This window comes from Pseudoxanthomonas beigongshangi (assembly GCF_016820515.1).
GTDB lineage: Bacteria > Pseudomonadota > Gammaproteobacteria > Xanthomonadales > Xanthomonadaceae > Pseudoxanthomonas_A > Pseudoxanthomonas_A beigongshangi.
This window is the reverse complement of the sequence record NZ_JADHDV010000010.1, coordinates 134283-158850: the sequence shown is the minus strand read 5'-3', so window position 1 is coordinate 158850 and position 24568 is coordinate 134283. Positions and strand designations below refer to the sequence as shown.

Below are 24568 nucleotides of genomic sequence, written 5' to 3'. Positions count from 1 at the left end.
GATGTCTACGAAAGGCTGGCCGGTCCATGTGTGCACCAGTCATAACCGAACCGATGGATGCTCCCGCCTGCCGCTATCTGGCTGGTACGTCCGAGGGCGTCGTAGCCGTAGGTCGTCACCGTACCGTCATTGCGGGTCATCCGGACACGTTGGCCGCTCGGGTTGTACTCGAACGTGCTGAGTCCGGTATCCGGGCTGCGCTGCGCCCACAACTGTCCCAGGCCGTCATGCACGTAGGTCGTCGCGTTCCGGTTGGGATCCACAATCCTGCTCAAGCGGCCGCCCCCGTCGTACTCGAAGCGCGTCCAGTGACCTGCCGCGTCTCGCACGGAGACAACCCGCCCCAGTACGTCATGCGCCAGCGTGGTGGTCCTCCCCAGCGCGTCGGTCATGGTCCGCAGCTTGCCATTGGCGTCGTAGGCATAACGGACAATCTGCCCGTTGTTGCCCCGACGGGCGCGAATCCGCCCCAGTTCGTCATAGTCCGTATGCTCGCGCGCCAGCAACAGCGTGGAAGGGACGGCGGGCCTCGACGGCAGCAATGGTTCCGGCAGTTCGGGGCCGCAATCCAGCCGTCGGGGCCGACAGACAATCGTGATTGCCCGACCTGTCCCCTGTCTGGGCGCGTTGTATTCAATCCCGACGTCGGTACGGACGATATTGCCGGCGGCGTCGTGGACGTGCAGGCGATACTCCCTGGCGTTTCCGCCCAGCGCCCGGTATTCGGGATTCGCGGTGGGCCGGGAAACCTTGATGAGGCGATCGGACGAATCGTACTGATACGTCGTGTCCGTTCCTTCCGGATCCAGCGTCCGGATGAGACGGCCTCGCTGATCGTAGGTATGTTGGCTGATACGAATGATTCCGCCCGTGGTTTGCCTAACCGCAAGTACCCGCCCACGGGCGTCGTAGGTGTACTCGGTGACCTCTCCATTTACGCCGGTGATGCGGCCCGGCTTCCCCAACCCGTTGTGCGCTGCGTAGGTCGTCCGGTGTCCGAGGCTGTTGGCGATGCCGGTCAGGTTCCCGAATTGGTCGAACGTCCGCGTGATCGCATCACCCGCACCTGCCACGGGCCCGTCCTCCACCACCGTGTGCAACATGCGATTGGGGTGGAACGTATAGCCATATCGCGTGACCAGGGTCTGGCCGGCAATGCCATGCCTGGAGAGATTACGGACCGAGATCGACGCTATCAGGCCGTCCGGACGATACACGTAGTCGGTCTGGGATACTCCACTCATCACTACACGCGTGTTCCGGTTGTTGGCGTCCCAGCTGTAGCGGGTCTCCTGTGCCAGTGGTGTTCCCGCACCGACGATCTTGCGGGTCAGGCGCCCTTTCTCGTCGTGGTCGTAGTCGGTGATTCCATCCGCGGAATCGGTGACCAGATCGCGGTTTCCGTATTTGTCGTAGGTAATCTCGCGGTAGGTGCCGGGACAGTGCGCGGAAGGGTGTCCGGTGGCGGATAACAGCTTGCCGTTCCTGAAGAGGTAAGTCGTCTTCTTGCCCAAGGGATTGGTCACCACCGACTTCAGTTGCCCTGCCCCTGGGAAGCTGTACGAGAACGTGTACTTTTCCGCACCATTGGCGTGCATCGAACTGGTGGCGCGGCTGTAGCTGTCATAGGTGAAGTTCGCAAAGCGCTCGCCATTGACCGATTTTCCGGTAAGGCCCGTTCCCGGTTGTTCATAGTGATAGCCGATCACCGTGGCGGGCGTTCCGGGCAACGTCGCGGTGCTCAGGAGCTGGACCTGGGCGGCCTTTCGCTGATAGCCGTAGCGGTACACGTTCCCTGCCGGATCGATGACACTGGTCAGCAGTCCGTTGGACCAGCCGAATCGAACGACGCGGCCGGAGGTGTGTGCCGCGGTGGTCAGCAACCCGCCCACGTAGCCGAAGGTGATGCCGACACCACGCGAGTTCTTCTGGCTGGTGATCTGGCCGATGCTGTTGTACGTCTCGATGCTGTTGTCCGACGCGTGATAGATGTAGCCGCCGCGGCCGTCAGCGCGGATGTACGCGCTTGTTCCGGCCGCATGCCAACCTGCCATTGGCTTGTCGGCGTATGCAAAGCCAAGCATCGTGGCATCGTTCCTGGACAGCGTGATCCGCTTGCCGTCGGCACTCCTGGACAACCGCAGATCAAAGTTGCTCACCCAGTTGTAGCCAAAAAGCCCCTTGTGGGTCCAATAGCGGTTGTAAGAGCGCTGCAGGTACAGCGGCACTTCTCCCGCCGTGGTGAAGTCATAGGCGAATTCGAGCAGGTTGCCATTGGAATAGTCGATCGGATCCCCCGCCAGGGTGACCGCTCCCTTGGCGGCTTCGTCGCAGGGGCCGGGAGGCGCTTTTGCGTCGGCCTCAACAGGCTCTCCGGGCATCTGGGTTTCCGGGAGATCATCGCGCCTGTGGGGACCGGTTTGCCCACGGAACAGACTGTCGTAGATGTACCGATCGTAGATGGCTTCCCAAGCCGGAGGTCGTACCCCGATTACGGTGGTTGTTTCCAGGGTGTTGGGCGTGGGCGCCTCGGACTGGCAGCCGTTCGGTCCCTGTACGCCATTTGGACACCTGCTCCTGTCCGCCATCATGATGGCGCCCGCACCGGCCGACCACAGCGAGGCAAGCAGCAGCATCGACGCAATCCCCACACTTCGTATTGCACGCATTCCCTATCCCTCCATTGGACCTGCCGGGTGAGGCCGTACGCTTCCATGCGACAGGAGCCGGCTCGCAGGCAGGCACCGGGGGCGGGATACGAAAGGCCGAACAGACTTCGCTCGATCACCAGCAGCCCGACGATGGCGTCGCCAAGGGGCGTGAATGAATAGGATTCGTCTGAATCTGCCGCGTGCGGCGGAACGAGGCCCGGCTGTTCTTTCGCAACTTCCGCCATCCGCGGGTCAACCACGGAAAAGCGCGTACTCCTGTTCCCTTGGAAGCCCCGCCCCTCGACGCGTACTATCCGCATCTACTCGGCATGGAGTGACGGGATGATTCGGCGTGGTCTTTTGGCGGTGGTGTTTCTGGCGACGGCATTGCTGGCCGCGTGCAGCGGCGGTCCGGTTCGGCGCGTATCGGAACCGGCGGCCAGCATCCAGCAGTTGACGGTCAAGGCCAACGGCAGTTGGTCGGTGGACCTGCGCCTGCAGAACTACAGCAGCATCCCGATGCGTTTTGATCGGGTCAGCCTGGCGGTGGAAGTGGACGGTCACAACGCCGGCACCCTGGAATCCAGTCCCGCGTTGTCGGTCGGACCGGAGTCCGCGGACGTGGTCACGGTGCCGTTCACGCCCAGCGCGGAAGCCAAGATGGTGCTGGCCGACGCGCTGGCTGGCCGGCGTTCGCTGCCCTACAGCCTGAAGGGAACGGCCAATGCCACGCCGGAGGAGGCCAAGCCGCGCGATTTCCAGATCACCGGTCGCAGCACCCTCAATCCGGTGCCCGGGCTGGACGGCGTCATGCGCTGATCCTCGCCTTCCGGTTTGCAGCAACGGCCCCGCATGGGGCCGTTGTCGTTTCCGGCCCCGCCCCTGGCAGCGGCATGCTGCGGCGCGCCATCCGCCACCGCCATACGCCGTAGTATGCTGAAGGCTTCCGGCCCCCGGGCCGCCGTCCCGACATCCCCCATGAGTGCCTATCGCGCCCCCCTGAATGACATCCGCTTCGCCCTTTACGACGTGCTGGGCGCCGAAGCCCTGTTCGCCCGGCTCGGCTACGCCGACGCCACCCGCGACGTCCTGGACGCGGTGCTGGAGGAAGCTGCCCGCTTTTCGGAAACCGTCCTGGCGCCGCTGAACAGCGTCGGCGACGAGATCGGTTCGACCTACGACCAGGCCACCCAGGCGGTGACCACGCCGCCTGGCTTCAAGGCTGCGTACGAGCAGTTCATCGAGGGCGGCTGGACCGGCCTGACCGCGTCGCCGGACTTCGGTGGCCAGGGCCTTCCGCACGTGATGGGCGTACCGCTCAACGAAATGGTCAATGCCGCCAACCTGGCCTGGGGCAATTTCCCGTTGCTGTCGCACGGCGCGGTCGAGGCGCTCAAGCAGCATGGCGAATCGTGGCAGCAGGAGGTCTTCCTCAAGCCGCTGGTGGAAGGCCGCTGGACCGGCACCATGTGCCTGACCGAACCCCATTGCGGCACTGATCTGGGTCTGCTGAAGACCCGCGCCGAACCCAACGCCGACGGCAGTTACGCGATCACCGGTACCAAGATCTTCATCACCGCCGGCGAACACGATCTAACTGACAACATCGTGCACCTCGTGCTGGCCAAACTGCCCGACGCACCGGCGGGCGCGAAGGGCATCTCGCTGTTCGTGACGCCGAAGTTCAAGGTCGATCGCGACGGCAAGGTTGGCGAGCGCAATGCGCTGCATTGCGGCTCCATCGAGCACAAGATGGGCATCAAGGGTTCGGTCACCTGCGTGATGAACTTCGACGGTGCGCAGGGTTACCTGGTCGGCCAGCCGCACAAGGGCCTGCAGGCGATGTTCACCATGATGAACACCGCGCGCCTGGGCGTCGGCCTGCAGGGCATCGCACTGAGCGAGCGCGCCTACCAGAACGCGCTGCGCTACTCGCGCGAGCGGTTGCAGACGCGCGCACTGAGCGGCCCGAAGTTTCCCGACAAGCCGGCCGATCCGATCATCGTCCATCCCGATGTGCGCCGCATGCTGCTGACGGTGAAGTCGCTGGTGGAGGGCAGCCGGCTGCTTGCGCTGCACGCCGGCACGCTGATCGACGTCGCCAGCCATTCGCCGGATCCGGCAGAGCGCGAACGCGCCGACACGCTGGTGAGTTTCCTGACCCCGATTTCCAAGGCCTGCCAGACCGAGTGGGGCATCGAGAACACCTACCACGCACTGCAGTGCTTCGGCGGCCACGGCTATATCCACGAACACGGCATGGAACAACTTGCGCGCGATGCGCGCATCACCACGCTGTATGAAGGCACCACCGGCATCCAGGCACTGGATCTGATGGGACGCAAGACCGCGTCCACGCAAGCGGCCGGACTGAAGATTTTCCTGGCCGAGATCGAGGCGTTCCTGCGCGAGCACGAAGGCAACGCGGCCATCGCCGAATTCATCGCGCCGCTTCGCGAAAAGACCAGCGAATGGGCCGTGCTGACCCGCGACATCCTGCAGCGCGCCAGCCAGGATCCGGAAGAGATCGGTGCCGCCAGCCATGACTACCTGTTCTATTCCGGCTACGTCACCCTGGCTTACTGGTGGGCGCGCAGCGTGGCGACCGCGGAAGCCTCGTCCCAGTCCGAGGCGTTCAAGCAATCCAAGCGGGAAACGGCGCGGTTCTACTTCGCCCGCATCCTGCCGCGTACCCTCGCCCACGCCGCCGCGATCGGCTCCGGCGCTTCGCCGCTGATGGCGATGGCCGCGGAACGGTTCGGCGAATGAGACTCGACAGCGGCATTCCCACCCGGACCAAGGGTGGGAATGCCCATGCATTCGCGGTGCCGGCGGCGGTTGCCGGTCGATAGCCACCGGCATTGCCAAAGCGGCGCTATCCAAATTGTCATCAATCAGGTATAACCTGATTCCCCATGGAAGCAGACACAGCTCAGCTTCACCTGGTCGACACCGGCAGCGCATCCGGCCCGGCGGTCATTGCTCCGCAATCCCCCTCCCGCTTCACTCCGCGCCTGCTGTCGCTCGACGCGCATGGCCGCGTGCTGGACTGGATCAACTGGCAGGACGCGACCTGCCTGTACGCGCGCGGCGCGGTGGCCTGGACGCTCGGCGAGCCCTGCCTGCGGGTACATGGCGGCACCAGCCGCATGACCGGCGAACAGAGCGTCATCGAGCTGCACCCCATCGTCGCTTCCCGCGGGCATGCCCGTGCACACGCGCTCTCGCCCACGCCGACGCTGACCAATACCGCGTTGTTCGCGCGCGATGCCTATCTGTGCCTGTACTGCGGCCAGGATTTCAGCCGCCAGCATTTGACCCGCGATCACGTGCTGCCGCTGTCCAAGGGCGGGCGCGACACCTGGGAGAACGTGGTCACCGCGTGCTTCCACTGCAACTCGCGCAAGAGCAACCGCACCCCGCAGCAGGCCCACATGCCGTTGCTGGCGGTGCCCTACCGGCCCAGCTGGATCGAGCACCTGATCCTGTCCAACCGCAACATCCTGGCCGACCAGATGGCCTTCCTGAAGGCCCACCTGCCCAAGAAGTCCAAGCTGTCGGCCTGAGCCCGGCCGTTCCGGCCTGCCCGGCCCCTTATGCCCGAAAGCACCCGAACGCCACGGCCGGCAAATGAACAGGTCGTGAGTTTCGCCCGCCCGGGCCGCGTCGCTTCGCCCCGGCTTCACCCGTTCGCTTGCCCCGCCTCACACAAGGGGGGGAAAATAGCGGGCCAGATGAAATCAAGCCCATGATCGATCCCGCCCGCTACCCCCGCCTTTCCCGCATCGAGACCCCCGCCGACCTGCGTCGGTTCGAGGAGTCCGAACTGCCGGCCATCGCCGAGGAGCTGCGCGGCTACCTGATCGAATCGGTTGGCAAGAGCGGCGGCCATTTCGGCGCCGGTCTGGGCGTGATCGAACTCACCGTCGCCCTGCATTATCTGTACGAGACCCCGGTCGACCGCCTGGTCTGGGACGTCGGCCACCAGTGCTATCCGCACAAGATCCTCACCGGCCGCCGCGACCAGATCCACACGGTCAAGCAGAAGGACGGCGTCGCGCCGTTCCCCAAGCGCGAGGAAAGCGAATACGACACGTTCGGGGTCGGCCACTCTTCCACCTCGATCTCCGCCGCCCTGGGCATGGCCGTCGCACTCGCGCAGAAGGGCGACGACCGCAAGGTGGTCGCCGTGATCGGCGACGGCGCGATGACCGCGGGCATGGCCTTCGAAGCGCTCAACCATGCCGGCGGCATGGAACCCGAACCGAACCTGCTGGTCATCCTCAACGACAACCAGATGTCGATTTCGGAGAACGTCGGCGGGCTGACCAAGATGCTGGGACGGCTGAGCAGCAGCCGCACCCTCAACGCACTGCGCGAGGGTGGCAAGAAACTGCTGGGCGACAAGAAGAAGCCGCCGGCGCGCTTCATGCGCCGCTGGGAGGAGCACTGGAAGGGCATGTTCGTGCCATCCACCCTGTTCGAACAGATGGGCTTCCATTACACCGGCCCGATTGACGGCCACGACGTGGAAGCGCTGGTCGGCGCGCTGAAGACGCTCAAGACCCTGAAGGGACCGCAGCTGCTGCACATCCTGACCACCAAGGGCAAGGGCTACGAGTTGGCCGAGGGCGATCAGATCGGATATCACGCGGTCGGCCCGTTCGATCCGGAAAAGGGCCTGGTCAGCAAGAGCGGCGCCAAGAAGCCGACCTATACCGACATCTTCGGCGACTGGCTTTGCGACATGGCCGCGGCCGAACCCAGGCTGCTGGGCATCACGCCCGCGATGCGCGAAGGCTCGGGACTGGTGCGTTTCAGCAAGGAATACCCCGAGCGCTATTTTGACGTCGCCATCGCCGAGCAGCACGCGGTGACGCTCGCCGCCGGCATGGCCTGCGAAGGCGGCAAGCCGGTGGTGGCGATCTACTCCACCTTCCTGCAGCGCGGCTACGACCAGCTGGTGCATGACGTGGCGATCCAGGATCTCGATGTCCTGTTCGCCATCGATCGCGGCGGCGTGGTCGGCCCGGACGGCGCCACCCATGCCGGCAACCTGGACCTGAGCTATCTGCGCTGCGTGCCGAACATGGTGGTGATGGCGCCGGCGGACGAGAACGAATGCCGACGCATGCTCAGCACCGGCTATCACCACGCCGGCCCGGCCGCGGTTCGCTATCCGCGGGGCACCGGTCCCGGCGTGGCCGTGCAGACGGATCTGGACACCCTGCCGATCGGCAAGGCCGAACTGCGCACGCGCGGCAATCGCGTGGCGCTGCTGGCGTTCGGATCCACGGTCGCCGCCGCCGAGCAGGTCGGTCGCGAACTGGGCCTGACCGTGGTCAACATGCGCTTCGTCAAACCACTGGATCGCGCATTGGTATTGGAGCTTGCCACCAGCCACCAGGGTTTCGTCACCGTGGAGGACAACGTGGTGATGGGCGGTGCGGGTTCCGGCGTGGCTGAACTGCTCAATGCCGAGGGCATCGCCCTGCCCGTGCTGCATCTCGGTCTGCCCGACGAATTCCAGCATCACGCCAGCCGCGAGGATCTGCTGGCCGAAGCGGGCATCGACGCGGCAGGCATCCGCGCCTCCGTGCTGCGCCGCTGGCCGCAACTGGCGGCCAGCGCGCCCCTCAGCGCGGCAGGCTGATCCCGGCCAGAAATCGAAACCCCGCGCCTAGGAACACGGTTCACGGCTACCGGGCCACCAACCGGGTCGTGGTTACCCCTGATAACGCATGCTTGCCGGGCTTCCCGGATTAGTGGTCATCCCACCCCCAATAAAGCGGGTAGTGCTCGATACGGCCAAGCCGGGCAACCACGGCCTGTACATCGGCTCGCGCAACCAGCGCTTTCCACTGCGCATGGGACTCGACGTCACCAGGCATGGGGTCATGCTCTTTCAGTTCCTGTATCGACAGCAGGGTTTCGGCGCGGGTATCGAGCGCCTCCAGCTGCGCGATGAGTTCGACAGCCGCCTCGTCCAGCCGCCCCGTGCTCACGAGGCCGTCCAGCAGGAGGTCTTCTCCGTCCGCGCGATGCTTGCGCAGATAGCCGAGTGTCCGCTCGATTCCACGCGTGTCCCGCTTGAGCGTCGCGGCACACAGTTGCACGGACGCCTGCACCATCTTTCCGTAGCCACTCATCTCCCCCACCGGGGCAATCGCGGCAAGCGCGTCATCCGGCCTGCCCAGCGAGCAGTACAGTCCCCCCAGGTTGAGAACCTGGTTGACGTTGGTCTGCCCGCGGTCCGGCGTACGCGCGGCCTCGGCCAATTCGGCGACGGCCTCGTCCCAGCGTCCGAGCGCGCGCAACGCGGTACTGCGTCGGTTCTGCACCCACAGGTACTGGTCGACATCGTCGAATGGCGGCGCATCGACGGGCGCCTCCTTCAGGCGCGCCTTGACCTCACCGCTGAGACGGACCACTTCGTCCCATTGGCCGACGACCAGCAACGCCCCCATCAACTCGCTGAGCGGCTCCAGCCGGCGAGGCTGTTCGGTTGCCAGGCGCCGGAGCCGTTCAACGCGCCGTTGCGCGGCCTGCTCCGGAGACGGCAGACCTTCCAGTTCCGACATCACGCCATCGAAGCGGCGGTCGATGCGCAGCTTGATCAGCGCCATCGCGCCATCGATGCGTTCAATCGGCCCACGTGCCTGCGTTGGTTCTCCGCGCCGCAGGTATTCCTCGGCCAGCTTGAACCAGGTATCACTGGCCCCCAACCCGCGCTGATCCCAGCCAGCCTCGTAAAGAGCCTGCAATAGTCCGAACTTCGCATCGGATCCCGCCGTCGAGGCACGAAGGATCTCGGGCACTATTTCCTCGGGGAAATCGGCCAGTTCGCCGGGACTTTCCACCAATGCCCGGCTCAGATAGAGCGCTGCCTGATCATTCTGTCCATCCTCGATTTCCAGCATCGACAGCATGTACCACGCATAGCCGGTGGGCTTGATCTGGATGCTGCGCAGGAACAATGAGCGCGAGCGCTCGCCTTCGTCCTCGAACGCGGCAGCGGCCGCGGCCATGATCAGCAGGCCGTGGCGCTGCGCGTCGGGCAACGCGTCAAAACGCCTGTCGGCAAGAATGGGCTTGAGTTCCCGGTTCAGGCGGCGGGATTCTGAAAGCTGGAACCGCCCTGCAACGTCCTGGATGCGTTGTTGATAGGGATCATTGACCGTGTGTTGGGCCGGCGAAGCCTTTCGCGTGCTTTCCCAAGCACCGACGGCACCCGTCATCGACAGGCACAGGATCGTGGTGAGTGCCATTCCGGCAAGGCGCATGCGGTCATCCCCAGGACCGTGGACGGACGTCCATTAAACGGGAACCAGATGCGGGTAGCCAGTGCCGAAGCACCGGGTGGCCATTTCGATGGCTATTCCGGTGCCTCGACCTGGTATCCCTGCGCCCGCAACTTCGCCAGTGGCCCATCGCTTCTGAGCAACTCGGCGATCGGCAAGGTCGCGAAAGTGGAAGCGTTGGTCCGCAGCGCATTTTCCGCAGCCTCCAGCCATTGGTCCTGCAGTGCAGCGGCGACATTGGCGACGCCGCGCTTGCGGGCGAACTCGGTTTCGGTCAGAACCTGCGCGCAAGTGCGGTTCTGATCGCCATAGGGCAAGGCGCGAAGCGCGGGAATGTCACCGACCGCCCAGGCATTGGCGCGGGCAGTCATCAAGGGCAGATCGTTTTCCACGCGATCCAGGGTCGCCCTGAAGCAGGCGCTGTCGTCCAGTTGGGTACCCGCAAACTCCTTCAATGCCTGCCTGGGCTGTTCGACCTTGAAGCTGAGCAATGGCGTGGTGACTTTCAGGCCGTGTCGCTTGATGGCCTTGTCCACCACCGGACTGACGATGCCGGACTCGGCCAGTCCCGCCCGCTTGAGCGCGGCTTCGTAGAGCTCCCGTGCCGCAAAGATCGGGCGCCATTTCTCCACGCCCTTGTCCCGCCCCAGGTAGCGCGCCTTCTGGATCAACCAGCGCGCGTGGAGGTCCGGGGGCAATACATCCCGCAAGGTCCGATCGTCGGGATTGCGCCGGGCCTTGAGCATGGAAGGAATGAGCAGTGCACCGCGAATGATGCCGATGTCGGCATCCACCTTGACCCGTGGTGGCTTGATGGCTTCCTGCGACGAGGCAATGACCTGTTCCACATCGCGCGACTGCCAGATCATCTGCTTGGGCAACGGGGATTGCGTACCCAGGATGTACAGCACGTGTCCGTCACGGCTGACCCGCCACAGGCCCGGGCCCGGCTGCGCGCCGCTGACCACGACGGTGTCCATGTCGATGACCGGCCCCGCGGCCGGGGTTTCGGTATCCTTGATGACCGGCCTTTGCGGTTGCTGGGCCAAGGCACCCCACGACCAGCAGGAAACCAGAATCAAGCCTGTGCAAATCGACAATCGCATTCCCTGCACTCACGGAAAGGCGCCAGGTGCGCCGGGCGGCGATTCAGACCACGCGACCAACCGCCGGTTCCCGTGACTCAGGCGACCTTGCCGCCGGCCTCGCGCAGGTGCCGTGCGGTTTCGCTGTCGTGCTCCAGCAGCTGGAAACCCTTCCAGACGAAGCCCGGCGACACCGAGCAATCCATCAGGCTGTAGTCGCCCAGGCTGCGCGCGCTCTGCCAGATGCCGGCCTTCACCACCTGGACCTGCTGTCCGCCGCGCGCGGACGTGTCGAGCTGGGCACGGCTGAGGGTGCGGTTTTCCGGATCGAACATCGACAGCTCCAGCGGGCTGCCTTCGGACCAGTCCCAGATCTCGGTGGCGTCCACCCGGTGCCAGCGGCTGGTGACGCCGGCGACCAGCAGGTACTTGATGGCGGTGAGCGTCGGCCGCTCGATGCCATTGACCTCGGTGCGCTTGGTCGATTCGAAGATGCGACGGTAGTACCCGCCCTCCGGGTGGGGAGCCAGGTCCAGCGACTGGATCAACTCTTCGGCGCGCGGGTGCATGAAGGAATACTAAACATGAGCATGGGGTTCCCCGCAAGGTGGCCCGCAACAGGCCGGCACGAAAAAGCCCGCGCTCGGCGGGCTTTTTCGTCTCTTGCGAGTTGGTCGGGGTAGCCGGATTCGAACCGACGACCACCAGTCCCCCAGACTGGTGCGCTACCAGGCTGCGCTATACCCCGAATCCTGGAAAACGTCCGCCTTGCGGGCGGCCGCTGATTATAGCGGCAACGCGCCCGGCTTTCCTAGGCGCGTCCGCGGAAGGGCTCAGCGGCGAAGCAGCTGCAGGATTTCTTCCAGCTCCATCCGCACCTGGCGGACGATCTGGTTGCTGAGCGCCGATTCCTGCTTGGCGCCTTCGCCTTCCAGCCGCAGGCGCGCGCCGCCGATGGTATAGCCCTGTTCGTACAGCAGGCTGCGGATCTGGCGCACCATCAGCACGTCGTGGCGCTGGTAGTAGCGACGGTTGCCTCGGCGCTTGGCGGGTTCGAGACTGGGGAATTCCGTTTCCCAGTAGCGCAGCACGTGCGGTTTGACGTCGCACAGTTCACTGACCTCACCGATGGTGAAGTAGCGCTTCGCCGGAATCGGCGGTAGCTCGCGATTACTGCCCGGATCCAGCATAGGCTTCCACACGCTCCTTGAGTTTCTGCCCCGGCCGGAACGTCACCACGGTCCGCGCCGAAATGGGAATCTCTTCCCCGGTCTTGGGGTTGCGGCCCGGCCGCTGGTTCTTGCGGCGCAGGTCGAAGTTGCCGAAACCGGACAACTTGACCTGCCGCCCCTGCTCCAGCGCATCGCGCAGCACGTCGAAATAGGCGTCCACGAACTCCTTGGCCTCGCGCTTGTTGAGACCCACTTCGTCGAACAGCCGTTCGGCCATCTCGGCCTTGGTCAGCGCCATTTCTGCCTGTCCCCTATTTCTATTCCCAGTCCTGCCATTGCCTTCACGCCGTTCATCCGCGGATCTTCGCTCCATGGGCCGCCTCGATGGCGGCCACGATGCCTGCGACCACGGTTTCCACGTCGCGGTCGGTCAGAGTGCGTGAGTTGTCCTGCAAAATCAAGCCCATAGCGAGACTCTTTTGACCTGATTCGACGCCCTGCCCGACATAGCGGTCGAACAGCTGGACGTCCCGCAACAGCGGGCCCGCGGCCTCTCGCGCGGTCTGGCGCAGGGCATCCCAGGGCACCTGATCCGCGACGACGAACGCGAGATCCCGGCGGACGGACGGGAACCTGGACAGCTCCGATGCGCGCGCGACCGCGCGTTCAGCCAGCGGCGCGAGATCCACTTCGAAGGCCACCACGTCCGCATCCAGGTCCAGCTGTCGCTGCAGGCGCGGATGCAACTGGCCGATCCAGCCCACGGGCCGCCCGTCGCGGTAGATGTCCGCCGAGCGTCCCGGGTGACCGAACGGCCGGGTGGACGGCCGATATTCCAGCACCGCGCCAGCCGTGGCCGCCAGACTTTCCAGATCACCCTTGAGGTCGTGGAAGTCGACCTTGCGCGCGGGCTTTTCGCCCCACTGTTCGGCGCGTGCGTCGCCGCAGGCCGCGGCGGCGATGCGCAGGGTTTCCAACGGCGCCTTGCCTTCGCCGGAGACGCTGAAGACGTTGCCCAGCTCGAACAGGCGCACGCGCCCGGCCTGGCGCGCCACGTTGCGGCCGAGGGCGGCCACCAGGCCCGGCAGCAACTGCGTCCGCATCACGCCCAGTTCGGCGCTGAGGGGATTGGCCAGCGGCACCGCCCCGTCGGAAACCTGCCAATGCGCCAACCACGATGCATCGACGAAGGCATAGTTGATCGTTTCCAGATATTCGCGCGCGGCCAGCTGGCGGCGCACGGTCGACGGTTCGACCCGGGTTTCGGTCTGCACGGCTACGCGCGTGGCGCCGCCGGGCAGCGTGGTCGGGATGCGCTCGTAGCCATGGATGCGCGCCAGTTCCTCGATCAGGTCCTCCTCGATCGCGATATCGAAGCGACGGCTCGGCGGTACCACCCGCCAGCCTTCGCCATCGCGCGAGACCTGCATGCCCAGCGCCTGCAGGATGCGTTCGATCTCGACATCGGCGATTTCGATGCCCAGCACGCGCGCGACGCGCGCGCGGCGCAGGCCGATGGCCTTCGGCGCCGACAGGTGTTCCGGCAGCACGGTCTCGGTCACCGGCCCTGGCACGCCGCCGGCGACGGCCAGGATCAGCCGGGTCGCGTATTCCACGGCGATGCGCGGCAGTTCCGGATCGACGCCCCGCTCGAAACGGTGGCCAGCGTCGGTGTGCATGCCCAGTCGGCGGCTGCGGCCGATGATGGCGGACGGAATCCAGTGCGCCGCCTCCAGGAACACGTTGCGGGTGGCATCGGTGACGCGGGTGTCGTATCCACCCATGATGCCGCCAAGCGCCACGGCCCGCGCGGCCTTGCCGCCCTGGCTGTCGGAAACGACCAGGAACTCTTCGTCCACCGTCACGGTGCGGCCATCGAGCAACTTGATCTGTTCTCCCGCACGCGCCGGCCGCACGACGACCGTGCCGTCCAGCAGATCCTGATCGAAGGCGTGCATGGGCTGGCCCAGCTCCAGCATCACGTACTGGGTGACATCCACCAGCAGGCTGATCGGACGCACACCGGCACGGCGCAGGCGCTCGGCCATCCAGACCGGCGTGGGCGCGGTGGCGTCGACACCGGATATCACCCGGCCAGCGAAACGCGGCACCCGCTCGCCGGCTTCAAGTTCGACCACCCGCGCCGCATCGTCCCGGGCGGGAACGGGATCGGCATCCAGCGGCTTGACCTGGCTGCCGACCGCGGCGGCCACGTCGTAAGCGATGCCGCGAACGCTGAAGCAATCCGCGCGATTGGGCGTCAACTTGATTTCGATGCTGGCGTCCGGCAGGCCCAGATAATCGCCGATGGGCGTACCGACGGGCGCGTCATCCGGCAGTTCCAGCAGGCCGGAAGCATCGGCGTCGATACCCAGTTCCTTGGCCGAGCAGAGCATGCCGTTGGATTCGACGCCACGCAGTTTGGCGGCCTTGATGGCGATGCCGCCGAGGTTGGCGCCGATCATGGCCAGCGGAGCGACCAGTCCCGGGCGCGCATTCGGCGCACCGCACACGATCTGCAGGAGCGCGCCCTGCCCGGCGTCCACCTGGCAGATCTGCAGGCGATCCGCCTCCGGATGCCGCGCGCATTCGACGATGCGAGCCACCACGACGCCGGCCAGGCCGTCGCCCAGCGCCGTCACTTCCTCGACCTCCAGTCCGATCGCGGTCAGCACCGCCGACAGTTCGTCGCGGGTGGCCTGGGTGGGAACATGGCTGCGCAGCCAGTTTTCGCTGAATTTCATCGTGTCACCGTAGGGTGGGCCTTGGCCCACCGTTGCCATCTGTCCATTGTCGTCGACGTGTGCCGAAGCATCGCCGCATCATCGCTTCCACACCGGTGGGCCAAGGCCCACCCTACGCAAACTGCCGCAGGAACCTGACGTCATTGTCGAAGAACGCGCGCAGGTCGTTGACGCCGTATCGCAGCATCGCGAAACGCTCCACGCCCATGCCGAAGGCAAAGCCGGTATAGCGCTCGGGATCGATGCCGCAGTTGCGCAGCACGTTCGGATGCACCATGCCGCAGCCCAGCACTTCCAGCCAGCGGACACTGCCGTCGGGCTGCTGCCAGGCGATGTCGACCTCCGCGCCCGGTTCCACGAACGGGAAGTAGCTCGGACGGAAGCGCATCTGGAAATCGCGCTCGAAGAATGCACGCACGAACTCGGCCAGGGTCCCCTTCAGATCGGCGAAGGTCGAATGCTCGTCCACCAGCAGGCCTTCCACCTGATGGAACATCGGCGAGTGGGTCTGGTCGCTGTCGCTGCGGTAGACCTTGCCGGCGGCGATCATGCGCAGCGGCGGCTGGTGGCCTGCTTTCAGCAGGTTGTCCATGTAGCGGACCTGCACGCCCGAGGTATGGGTGCGCAACAGGCGACCGTCACCGAAATAGAAGGTGTCGTGCATGGCGCGCGCCGGGTGGTGCGGCGGGAAGTTGAGCGCCTCGAAGTTGTGCCAGTCGTCCTCGATCTCCGGACCGTCGGCCAGCTCATAGCCCAGCCGCCCGAAGATCTCGGCGATGCGTTCCAGCGTCCGGCTGATCGGATGCAGGCCACCGCGGAAACCGTTGCGGCCCGGCAGGCTGACGTCGATGGTTTCGCTGGACAGGCGCGCATCCAGTACCGCGTCTTCCAGTACCGTCCTGCGGGCCGCCAGGGCATCGCCGATGGCGTCGCGGACGCGGTTGATGGCTTCACCGGCACTCTTGCGCTGTTCGGCCGGCAGGGTGCCCAGTTGCTTCAGTTGCGCGGTGACGCTGCCGCTCTTGCCCAGCAGCGCGACACGCAGGTGTTCCAGCGCGTCCGGTGTCTGCGCGGCGGCGATGTCGGCCAGCGCCTGGGTGGACAGGGATTCGATGTCGCTCATGGATCATCCAGATGAGGTTCGGCTTGTCCGTGGCCCGGAATCGAATCCGGGGCCACAAAAAACAATGGGGAAGGACTCGCGCCCTTCCCCACGTGTTCGGCGGTGAACTGCCGGTACTGCGTTTACGGTGGAGATCGCAGCTTAGGCTGCGAGTGCGCCCTTCGCCTTTTCAGCCAGGGCCGCAAAACCCGTCGCATCGTGCACGGCGATATCCGCCAGCACCTTGCGGTCCAGGGTGATGCCAGCCTTCTGCAGGCCGTTCATGAAGCGGCTGTAGCTCAGGCCGTTGATGCGGGCCGCCGCGTTGATGCGGGTGATCCACAGCGAACGGAAGTTGCGCTTCTTCTGCTTGCGGCCGATGTAGGCGTACTGCTGCGCCTTGATGACCGCCTGCTTGGCGACGCGGAAAACCTTGCGACGGGCGTTGTAGTAGCCCTTGGCCAGGTGGAGAACTTTCTTGTGCCGGCGACGCGCCGTCACGCCACGCTTAACTCGTGCCATGGTTCAGTCCTCAGAGGTAGGGAAGCATGCGGTCCAGACGGCTGCTGTCCTCGGCGCGAACAATGTTCGTCGCACGCAGGCCGCGCTTACGCTTGGTCGCTTTCTTGGTGAGGATGTGGCTGCGGTTGGCGTGGCCAGCCTTGTACTTGCCGGAGGCGGTCTTGCGGAAACGCTTGGCCGCCGCCCGGTGGGTCTTGATCTTGGGCATTGCGATGTCCTTGATGGGTTTATGTCACTGACCTGGGCGGCGGCACTTCGTGCCACGCTTTCCATCCATGCCCCAGTCGGCTTGTAAGCCATTGATTCCAAATGGAATAAACAGCGGGTCCTGGGCTGCGAGCAGCCAATCCCGGAGAACCGGGCCGCACATTATGCCGGGACTTGGTTTCCCTTGCAAATCAGCGGGTTCGGCCGCGCCTTCGGCCCCGCCCCGGCGTACAGGAACTCGCCGCCCGGCGACCGGTCCAAGCCGGCCTCGTCCCATGGAGCGGCACGCTTGCAGACCGTATCCCGAACGCCGGGGCCGCGCGCCCTGGCCTGGCTGAAGAAGGAAGCCCTGCCCGTGCTGGCCATGCTCGGCCTGCTCCTTGCCGCCCGCGACACCCTGGCCAACCACTACCGCGTACCCAGCGGGTCGATGCAGCCGACCCTGCAACCGGGCGACCGGGTGGTGGTGGACATGCGCGCCTATGGCCTGCGCCTGCCGTTCACCTCGCACGCCCTGCTGGCCGCGGGTACCCCGCAGCGCGGCGACGTGGCCGTGTTCGACTCCCCGGCGGACGGCACGCGCCTGATCAAGCGCGTGGCGGCGGTGGCCGGCGACCGCGTGGACCTGCGGGACGGCCATCTGAGCATCAACGGCCGCCCGCTGCGGCTCGACGGCGCCATGCCCCGCGAGGATTTCGGCACCCGCGCCGCCCGCCTCGATCTCGATCTTGGCGGCGGCCCCGACATCCACGGCATGGTGGTGCCGGCTGGCAAGCTGCTGGTACTTGGCGATCACCGCGGCAACAGTCTCGATGGCCGCTTCTTCGGCTTCGTCGACGCCGACAAGGTCTATGGCCGCGCGGTGGCGGTGTATTACCGCCGCGATGACGGATTCGGCTGGCAGCGGCTGTAAGCAACGCGCCTCCGCCGCACTCCCGTCACGAAAACGAGAAGAGCGCCTCGCGGCGCTCTTTTCCCCTTCTTCCCGGAGGGGAGAAGGAAACAACGACATGGCCTTCGCGCCCATGGCGCGGAAGGTCACTTCTTCTTGGGAGCGATCATCATCACCATCTGCCGGCCTTCCAGGCGCGGACGCGATTCGATGACGATCTCGTCGCCCAGTTCGGCCTCGATGCGTGCGGCCATTTCGCGACCCAGTTCCTGATGGCTCATCTCACGGCCACGGAAGCGGATGTTGACCTTGACCTTGTCGCCTTCTTCCAGGAAGCGGCGGATGTTGCGCATCTTGATCTGGTAGTCGCCTTCGTCGGTGACCGGCCGGAACTTGAGTTCCTTGATCTCGACCTGCTTCTGCTTCTTCTTGGCCTCGTTCGCCTTCTTCTGCTGCTCGAACTTGAACTTGCCGAAGTCCATGATCTTGCAGACCGGCGGTTCGGCGTTGGGCTGGATCTCGACCAGATCCAGGCCTTCGTCCTCGGCCATCGACAATGCCTCGTCGCGCGTGAGCACGCCGATCATTTCGCCATCGGAACCGATCACGCGCACGCGCGGCACGCGGATTTCGTGGTTCTTGCGGTTTTGCTTGTTGTCAGGGGTGCTGATGTTGCGGTCTCCAGAGAGAATCATGCCGGCCCCAACCGGGGCCGGACCCTTTACGCGCCCTCGCTGCGCAGGCGCTCGGCGAAGTCGGCCACGGACATTGTGCCCAAATCCTCACCTGAACGCGTGCGAACGGCAACGGCGCCATTTTCCTTCTCGCGGTCGCCGACCACGAGCAGGTACGGTACCCGCTGCAGCGTGTGCTCGCGGATCTTAAAGCCGATTTTTTCGTTCCGCAAATCGGCCGTCACCCGGAAGCCTTGATTTGCAAGGGTTTTCCGGACCTCGTCCACATAATCGGCCTGGGCGTCGGTAATGTTCATTACGACGGCCTGCTGGGGGGCCAGCCAGGCCGGGAAGGCCCCGGCATGGTGCTCGATCAGGATGCCGATGAAGCGCTCCATGGACCCCACGATGGCGCGGTGCAGCATGACCGGATGGCGGCGCTGGCTGTTCTCGTCCACGTACTCGGCGCCCAGCCGGCCCGGCATCATGAAATCCACCTGCATCGTGCCCAGCTGCCAGGTCCGTCCGATGGCGTCCTTCAGGTGGTACTCGATCTTGGGGCCATAGAAGGCGCCCTCGCCGGGCAGTTCCTTCCACTCCACCCCGCAATTGCGCAGGGCCGCCCGCAAGGCGTCCTCGGCCTTGTCCCAGGTGGCGTCGTCGCCCAGGCGCTTCTCCGGCCGCAGGGCGATCTTGATCTGGATCTCGTCGAAGCCGAAATGCCGGTAGACCGCCAGCGCCTGCTGGTGGAAGGCGGTCACTTCGGACTCGATCTGCTCTTCCGTGCAGAAGACGTGGCCATCGTCCTGGGTGAAGCCGCGCACGCGCAGGATGCCGTGCAGGGCGCCAGATGGCTCGTTGCGGTGGCAGGAGCCGAACTCGCCATAGCGGATCGGCAGGTCGCGGTAGCTGTGCAGGCCCTGGTTGAACACCTGGACATGGCCCGGGCAGTTCATCGGCTTGACCGCGTACGTGCGCTTCTCCGACTCGGTGAAGAACATGTTTTCCTGGTAGTTGTCCCAGTGGCCGGACTTCTGCCACAGCGACACGTCCAGGATCTGCGGGCAGCGCACTTCGCCGTAGCCGCTGTCGCGGTAGACCTTGCGCATGTACTGCTCGACCACCTGCCAGATGGCCCAGCCCTTCGGGTGCCAGAACACCAGGCCGGGCGCCTCTTCCTGCAGGTGGAACAGGTTCTGCTGCTTGCCGATGCGGCGGTGATCGCGCTTCTCGGCTTCCTCCATCCGGGTGATGTAGGCGTCGAGCTGCTTCTTGTCGGCCCAGGCCGTGCCGTAGATGCGCTGCAGCTGCTCGTTCTTGGCGTCGCCGCGCCAGTAGGCGCCGGAGATGCGGGTGAGCTTGAACGCCTTCAGGAAGCGCGTGTTGGGCACGTGCGGGCCGCGGCACATGTCCACGTACTCCTGATGGTAGTACAGGCCCATCGCCTTCTCTTCCGGCATGTCGTCGATCAGGCGCAGCTTGTAGTCCTCGCCGCGGGACTTGAAGACCTGGATGACGTCCTCGCGCGGCGTCATCTTCTTGATGACGTCGTAGTCCTGCGCGATCAGCTCCTGCATGCGCTGCTCGATCGCGGCCATGTCCTCCGGCGTGAACGGGCGCTCGCTGTAGATGTCGTAGTAGAAACCCTCGGCGATGACCGGGCCGATGACCATCTTCACTTCCGGATACAGCTGCTTGACCGCGTGGCCGACCAGGTGCGCGCAGGAGTGGCGGATGATTTCCAGGCCCTCCTCGTCCTTGGGCGTGATGATGCGCAGGCTGGCATCGTGATCGATGACGTCGCTGGCATCGACCAGGCGGCCGTCGACCGCGCCGGCCAGGGTGGCCTTGGCCAGGCCCGCGCCGATGGACTGGGCCACCTGCATGACGGAAACGGGTTGTTCGAACTGGCGGCTGCTGCCGTCGGGAAGCGTGATCGTGATCATTGGAAGGCCGGGATTCGGGAATGGGGAATCGGGATTCGCAGAAGCGAGCGGGAACTGATACAGCGAATCCCCAATCTCGATTCCCGAATCCCGTGGCCGCTTCGCGGCCAACAAAAAAGCGCCACGAGGGCGCCTACGGGATGCAGTGCCTCGGGCAGTACCGGATTCAGGCGGTGGTAGTGCTCATGTCGCACGCTCGGCCAGCGTTTCCGCGGGCCACCTCGTGATATCGGAATGGCGTACAAAGGAGGACTTCGAACCCACGCTCTGGAAGCGTGGTGGGCGGTACAGGGTTCGAACCTGTGACCCCTACCATGTCAAGGTAGTGCTCTACCGCTGAGCTAACCGCCCGGTCTGCCCTTTGCAGGGGCGCGAATTCTAGCCCGGAAACCGGTGCGCCGACAACCATGTCTTCACGGGGCGCGCGAAACGCCCGCCCCGCTTCGGCGCGGCCCGGTGGCGACGGGGGCAGGCCGGCGGCAGTGCGCGGCTCGCGGGCACAAAACCCCGCTCACCCGGCCAGGCTGGCCTCCTTGAGCTTGCGGATCTCGTCGCGCAGGCGGGCGGCATCCTCGAACTCCAGATCACGGGCGTGCTGGTACATCTGCTGCTCCAGCGTCTTGATCCGGGCCACCGCCTGGGCGGGATCCAGGACGGCGTACTCGCTCCTTTCCTCCGCCACCCTGCGCTTGCCGCGTCCCGATCTGGCCTCGGCGACTTCGGTGCGGGCGCCCTCCAGGATGTCGACGATGGGCTTGGCCACCGATTTGGGGGTGATGCCGTGCTCGACGTTGTATTCCAGCTGCTTTTCCCGGCGGCGACTGGTCTCGTCGATCGCCGCCTGCATGGAGCGGGTCATCTTGTCGGCATACAGGATGGCCTTGCCGCGCAGGTTGCGGGCCGCGCGGCCGATGGTCTGGATCAGCGAACCGGTCGAACGCAGGAAGCCCTCCTTGTCGGCATCCAGGATCGCCACCAGCGACACTTCCGGCATGTCCAGGCCTTCGCGCAGCAGGTTGATGCCGACCAGCACGTCGAACTTGCCCAGGCGCAGGTCGCGGATGATTTCCACCCGCTCCACCGTGTCCACGTCCGAGTGCAGGTAGCGCACCTTCACGCCGTGCTCGCCGAGATACTCGGTCAGGTTCTCGGCCATCCGCTTGGTCAGGGTGGTGACCAGCACGCGATCGCCCCAGGACACCCGCAGGTTGATTTCCGACAGCAGGTCGTCGACCTGGGTGCCGACCGGGCGGATTTCCACCTCGGGGTCGACCAGGCCGGTCGGGCGCACCACCAGTTCGACGATTTCGCCGTTGGACTCGCGCAGCTCGTAGGGCCCCGGGGTGGCCGACACGTAGATGCTGCGCGGCGAGCGCTCTTCCCACTCCTCGAACCGCAGCGGCCGGTTGTCCAGTGCCGACGGCAGGCGGAAACCGAACTCGACCAGGGTCTCCTTGCGCGAGCGATCGCCCTTGTACATGGCGCCGATCTGGGGAATGGTCACGTGCGACTCGTCGATGACCAGCAGTGCATCCGCCGGCAGGTAGTCGAACAGGGTCGGCGGCGGCTCGCCGGGCGCCTTGCCGGTCAGGTGGCGGGAGTAGTTTTCGATGCCCGAGCAGTAGCCGACCTCGGCCATCATCTCCAGGTCGAACTGGGTGCGCTGGGCCAGGCGCTGGGCCTCGACCAGCTTGTTCTGCGCGTACAGCAGCTCCAACCGCTCCTTCAGCTCGATCTTGATGGTGTCGATGGCGGTCAGCACGCGGTCGCGGGTGGTCGCGTAGTGGGTCTTCGGATAGACCGTGTAGCGTTGCAGCTTGCGCAGGGTTTCGCCGGTCAGCGGATCGAACAGGGTCAGGTTCTCCACGTCGCCGTCGAACAATTCGATGCGCAGCGCCTCGCTGTCGCTTTCGGCCGGATGCACGTCGATGACCTCGCCCCGCACCCGGAAGGTGCCGCGCTGCAGTTCGTACTCGTTGCGGGTGTATTGCAGCTCTGTCAGGTGCTTGATCAGCTGGCGCTGGTCCATGTGCTCGCCCAGCGACAGGATCAGGCGCAGCGACAGGTAGTCCTCGGGCGCGCCGAGGCCGTAGATCGCCGAGACCGTGGCCACCACCAGCGCGTCGGGACGGGACAGCAACGCCTTGGTCGCCGACAGCCGCATCTGTTCGATGTGCTCGTTGATCGAACTGTCCTTCTCGATGAAGGTATCCGACGACGGCACGTAGGCTTCGGGCTGGTAGTAGTCGTAGTAGCTGACGAAGTATTCCACCGCGTTGTGCGGGAAGAACGACTTGAACTCGCCATACAACTGCGCCGCCAGGGTCTTGTTCGGCGCCATCACCAGGGTCGGTTTCTGTACCGCCTGGACCACGTTGGCGACGGTGTAGGTCTTGCCGGAACCGGTCACGCCCAGCAGGGTCTGCTTGGCGAGGCCGGATTCGAAATTCTCCACGAGTTTCCGGATGGCCTGCGGTTGATCGCCGGCCGGAGAGTAAGGCGAAACGAGTTGGAAGCGGTCGGTCATGGGGGCGTCCCGAAAGCGATCGCTGAGTATAGCCATCCGACGATGACCGACGCCGGGTAGATTTCCTACCCGGCCTCACGGCGCCGTCCGATGGCACGCGATCCGCGCCTGGACAAACCTGAACAACCCTTGCACGGATGTCAGGAGACCCCATGCGCCGGACGCGCGCCGATATCACCTTCCCAACCGACACGGGCCGTTCGCAGCGAGGGGTGACCCTGCTGGAACTGGCGGCCACCATGGCCATCGCCTGCCTGCTCCTTGGCCTGGGCCTGCCCTCGTACCTGCAGATGACCCAGCAATGGCGCGCCGACGCCACGCGCAACCTGCTGCTGTCGCACTTCGCCAGCGCCCGCCTGACCGCCATCAGTCACCGCAGGATCACCGCCGTCTGTCCTTCGAATGGTCCCGACAGTGGCTGCCGCCAGGACGGCGACTGGAGCCACGGCTGGCTGATGTTCTTCGACCCGGATGGCGACCGCCAGCCCAACCTGCCGGAAGACCTGCTGCGTCACGAGGCTGTGTCGCTTCCGGACGCTTTCAGGATCCGCTCCTCTTCCGGGCGGCCGCAGCTGCGCTACCTGCCGAACGGCATGAGCACGGGCAGCAACCTGACCGTCCGGATCTGCCTGCAGGAACGCCTGATGACGGAAGTCATCGTCAACAACGCGGGCCGCGCGCGCAGCCGCCGCAACGGCGGTGGCGAGACCTGCCCGCCCTGAGCCCGCCAGGCCCCGGAGACTTGCCCCGCTCCCGCGGGCCTGATTACAATAGCGGACCCCGCCCGAATAGCTCAGCCGGTTAGAGCACTTGACTGTTAATCAGGGGGTCGTTGGTTCGAGTCCAACTTCGGGCGCCAGATTCGAAAGCCTCGCAGCGATGCGGGGCTTTTTGTTGGGCCGGCATATGCCGCAATGCGGCGCATCCGCGGAGTCGCCGCCCTATTCCGGCCGTGACCGGCAACCACCTGCCTTGACAACGCGTATTTCCGACGGCGGATACCTGTCCAGCAGATGCGCCGGGCGTATGGGACGCGCGCTGAAGTTGCCGCCGCAATTGGGGCATATCCCGTTCAACACCTCGCGGGCGCACTCCATGCAGAATGTGCATTCGAAGGTGCAGATGACCGCTTCCGGCGATTCCGGCGGCAGCGCTTTTCCGCAGCATTCGCAAAAAGGGCGCAGTTCAAGCATGGCTCGTACCGAGGTCGGGCGCTCCGGGAAATCGTATCCCGCCGCGCACGGATGGATGGTCGCATGTCAACTCCTGTCGGCAAAGCGCGGCGACCACGCCGTGCCCGTGCTTCATCTCCTTGACGCGACGGCGGGCCAGCGGCCCGCGGCGCGTGTCACCAGCAATCCGCCACCGTCCCGGTTCCACTCTCGCCCTTCTCTCCTCTGGAGTTCAGTGTGAGCGTGCCGCATTTGGTATCCGGCTGATCTTCCGTGGGCTGCGCTTGGATGGCATAGCTCGTGGCGTCGAACGCGGCTACCTCGCTAATCGTGTAGAACGGCTGCACTTCCGCATCGCATTGCCCCAAGGCGTCTTCACCATCCACATAACTCATGTTGGTGGTGTAGTAACGCTCCAGGTACTGGGCCCGTTCCTGCAGGCAGGCGGCGCCTGCCGCTCGCCGTGACTTGATGACTTGATCCCGATAACTGGCGTAGGCAATCGTCGCCAGGATGGCGGTGATAGCCAGCACGATCAGCAGTTCGAGCAGGGAGAATCCTCGTTGCTTCATT

At 65.3% G+C, this 24568-nt stretch carries 21 protein-coding genes and 3 tRNA genes; 7 read left to right on the top strand and 17 right to left on the bottom strand.

The window, feature by feature from the left end:
- Positions 1-5: 5 nt before the first annotated feature.
- Positions 6-2636 carry a DUF6531 domain-containing protein gene (locus IQ458_RS09875; protein ID WP_203322666.1) on the bottom strand — a complete coding sequence of 877 codons (2631 nt, stop codon included), beginning with the start codon at positions 2634-2636 and terminating at the stop codon, positions 6-8.
- 357 nt (positions 2637-2993) lie between these two features.
- Between IQ458_RS09875 and IQ458_RS09870 the strand changes: the two genes are divergently transcribed.
- The 4 genes from IQ458_RS09870 to dxs all read left to right on the top strand — a co-directional run bounded on the left by IQ458_RS09870 (position 2994) and on the right by dxs (position 8304).
- Complete coding sequence (locus tag IQ458_RS09870; RefSeq protein ID WP_203322665.1) at positions 2994-3470, top strand: LEA/WHy family protein; 477 nt, start codon at positions 2994-2996, stop codon at positions 3468-3470.
- A gap of 159 nt (positions 3471-3629) precedes the next feature.
- A complete protein-coding gene (locus IQ458_RS09865; protein ID WP_203322664.1) occupies positions 3630-5420 on the top strand; it encodes an acyl-CoA dehydrogenase C-terminal domain-containing protein in 1791 nt (596 codons plus the stop codon).
- A 146-nt stretch (positions 5421-5566) separates the two neighbouring features.
- The gene (locus IQ458_RS09860; protein WP_141453650.1) at positions 5567-6217 is read left to right on the top strand and encodes an HNH endonuclease; all 651 of its coding nucleotides are present in this window, start codon (positions 5567-5569) and stop codon (positions 6215-6217) included.
- Between the two features lie 182 nt (positions 6218-6399).
- The gene (gene dxs / locus IQ458_RS09855; RefSeq protein WP_203322663.1) at positions 6400-8304 is read left to right on the top strand and encodes a 1-deoxy-D-xylulose-5-phosphate synthase; all 1905 of its coding nucleotides are present in this window, start codon (positions 6400-6402) and stop codon (positions 8302-8304) included.
- 109 nt (positions 8305-8413) lie between these two features.
- On the opposite strand, the gene IQ458_RS09850 is transcribed toward dxs, so the two are convergent.
- From IQ458_RS09850 to rpmI, 10 genes are all read right to left on the bottom strand, one after another.
- Positions 8414-9934: a hypothetical protein gene (locus IQ458_RS09850; RefSeq protein WP_203322662.1), complete on the bottom strand. Its 1521-nt coding sequence runs from the start codon at positions 9932-9934 to the stop codon at positions 8414-8416.
- Between the two features lie 92 nt (positions 9935-10026).
- Positions 10027-11058, bottom strand: a complete 1032-nt coding sequence (locus IQ458_RS09845; protein WP_183643434.1) for a TraB/GumN family protein — start codon at positions 11056-11058, stop codon at positions 10027-10029.
- 77 nt (positions 11059-11135) lie between these two features.
- Positions 11136-11606 carry a cupin domain-containing protein gene (locus IQ458_RS09840; RefSeq protein WP_141453654.1) on the bottom strand — a complete coding sequence of 157 codons (471 nt, stop codon included), beginning with the start codon at positions 11604-11606 and terminating at the stop codon, positions 11136-11138.
- 102 nt (positions 11607-11708) lie between these two features.
- A tRNA-Pro gene (locus tag IQ458_RS09835) sits at positions 11709-11785 on the bottom strand.
- Positions 11786-11870: 85 nt separating this feature from the next.
- A complete protein-coding gene (locus IQ458_RS09830; RefSeq protein ID WP_079723142.1) occupies positions 11871-12227 on the bottom strand; it encodes a MerR family transcriptional regulator in 357 nt (118 codons plus the stop codon).
- Positions 12208-12507, bottom strand: a complete 300-nt coding sequence (locus IQ458_RS09825) for an integration host factor subunit alpha (protein ID WP_097121753.1) — start codon at positions 12505-12507, stop codon at positions 12208-12210. The genes IQ458_RS09830 and IQ458_RS09825 overlap by 20 nt, the downstream gene beginning before the upstream one ends.
- 52 nt (positions 12508-12559) lie before the next feature.
- Positions 12560-14953 carry a phenylalanine--tRNA ligase subunit beta gene (gene pheT, locus IQ458_RS09820; RefSeq protein ID WP_203322661.1) on the bottom strand — a complete coding sequence of 798 codons (2394 nt, stop codon included), beginning with the start codon at positions 14951-14953 and terminating at the stop codon, positions 12560-12562.
- Between the two features lie 112 nt (positions 14954-15065).
- On the bottom strand, positions 15066-16076 hold the full coding sequence (gene pheS, locus IQ458_RS09815) for a phenylalanine--tRNA ligase subunit alpha (protein WP_192197480.1): 1011 nt from the start codon (positions 16074-16076) through the stop codon (positions 15066-15068).
- A 141-nt stretch (positions 16077-16217) separates the two neighbouring features.
- Positions 16218-16577 (bottom strand): 50S ribosomal protein L20, encoded by a 360-nt coding sequence (gene rplT, locus IQ458_RS09810; protein WP_183643442.1) that lies wholly within the window; start codon positions 16575-16577, stop codon positions 16218-16220.
- A gap of 10 nt (positions 16578-16587) precedes the next feature.
- Positions 16588-16785, bottom strand: coding sequence for a 50S ribosomal protein L35 (rpmI, locus tag IQ458_RS09805; protein ID WP_141453658.1), 198 nt, complete (start codon positions 16783-16785; stop codon positions 16588-16590).
- Between the two features lie 288 nt (positions 16786-17073).
- On the opposite strand from rpmI, the gene lepB reads away from it, so the two are divergent.
- Positions 17074-17697, top strand: coding sequence for a signal peptidase I (gene lepB, locus IQ458_RS09800; protein ID WP_235996728.1), 624 nt, complete (start codon positions 17074-17076; stop codon positions 17695-17697).
- Positions 17698-17822: 125 nt separating this feature from the next.
- Here lepB and infC read toward each other — a convergent pair whose 3' ends face one another.
- The 4 genes from infC to uvrB form a co-directional block, all read right to left on the bottom strand.
- On the bottom strand, positions 17823-18371 hold the full coding sequence (infC, locus tag IQ458_RS09795) for a translation initiation factor IF-3 (RefSeq protein ID WP_183643448.1): 549 nt from the start codon (positions 18369-18371) through the stop codon (positions 17823-17825).
- Between the two features lie 26 nt (positions 18372-18397).
- Entirely contained in the window at positions 18398-20296 is a 1899-nt protein-coding gene (gene thrS, locus IQ458_RS09790; protein ID WP_192197479.1) for a threonine--tRNA ligase, read from the bottom strand.
- Positions 20297-20572: 276 nt separating this feature from the next.
- Positions 20573-20647: transfer RNA gene (locus IQ458_RS09785), tRNA-Val, on the bottom strand.
- A 160-nt stretch (positions 20648-20807) separates the two neighbouring features.
- Complete coding sequence (gene uvrB / locus IQ458_RS09780; RefSeq protein ID WP_203322660.1) at positions 20808-22823, bottom strand: excinuclease ABC subunit UvrB; 2016 nt, start codon at positions 22821-22823, stop codon at positions 20808-20810.
- Positions 22824-22975: 152 nt separating this feature from the next.
- On the opposite strand from uvrB, the gene IQ458_RS09775 reads away from it, so the two are divergent.
- Together IQ458_RS09775 and IQ458_RS09770 are read left to right on the top strand one after the other, a co-directional pair.
- On the top strand, positions 22976-23545 hold the full coding sequence (locus IQ458_RS09775; RefSeq protein WP_203322673.1) for a GspH/FimT family pseudopilin: 570 nt from the start codon (positions 22976-22978) through the stop codon (positions 23543-23545).
- Between the two features lie 60 nt (positions 23546-23605).
- A tRNA-Asn gene (locus tag IQ458_RS09770) sits at positions 23606-23682 on the top strand.
- 82 nt (positions 23683-23764) lie between these two features.
- Here IQ458_RS09770 and IQ458_RS09765 read toward each other — a convergent pair.
- Together IQ458_RS09765 and IQ458_RS09760 are read right to left on the bottom strand one after the other, a co-directional pair.
- Positions 23765-24016 (bottom strand): DUF1272 domain-containing protein, encoded by a 252-nt coding sequence (locus IQ458_RS09765; RefSeq protein ID WP_203322659.1) that lies wholly within the window; start codon positions 24014-24016, stop codon positions 23765-23767.
- A 155-nt stretch (positions 24017-24171) separates the two neighbouring features.
- A complete protein-coding gene (locus IQ458_RS09760) occupies positions 24172-24567 on the bottom strand; it encodes a type IV pilin protein (protein ID WP_203322658.1) in 396 nt (131 codons plus the stop codon).
- Between the last annotated feature and the right edge of the window lies 1 nt (position 24568).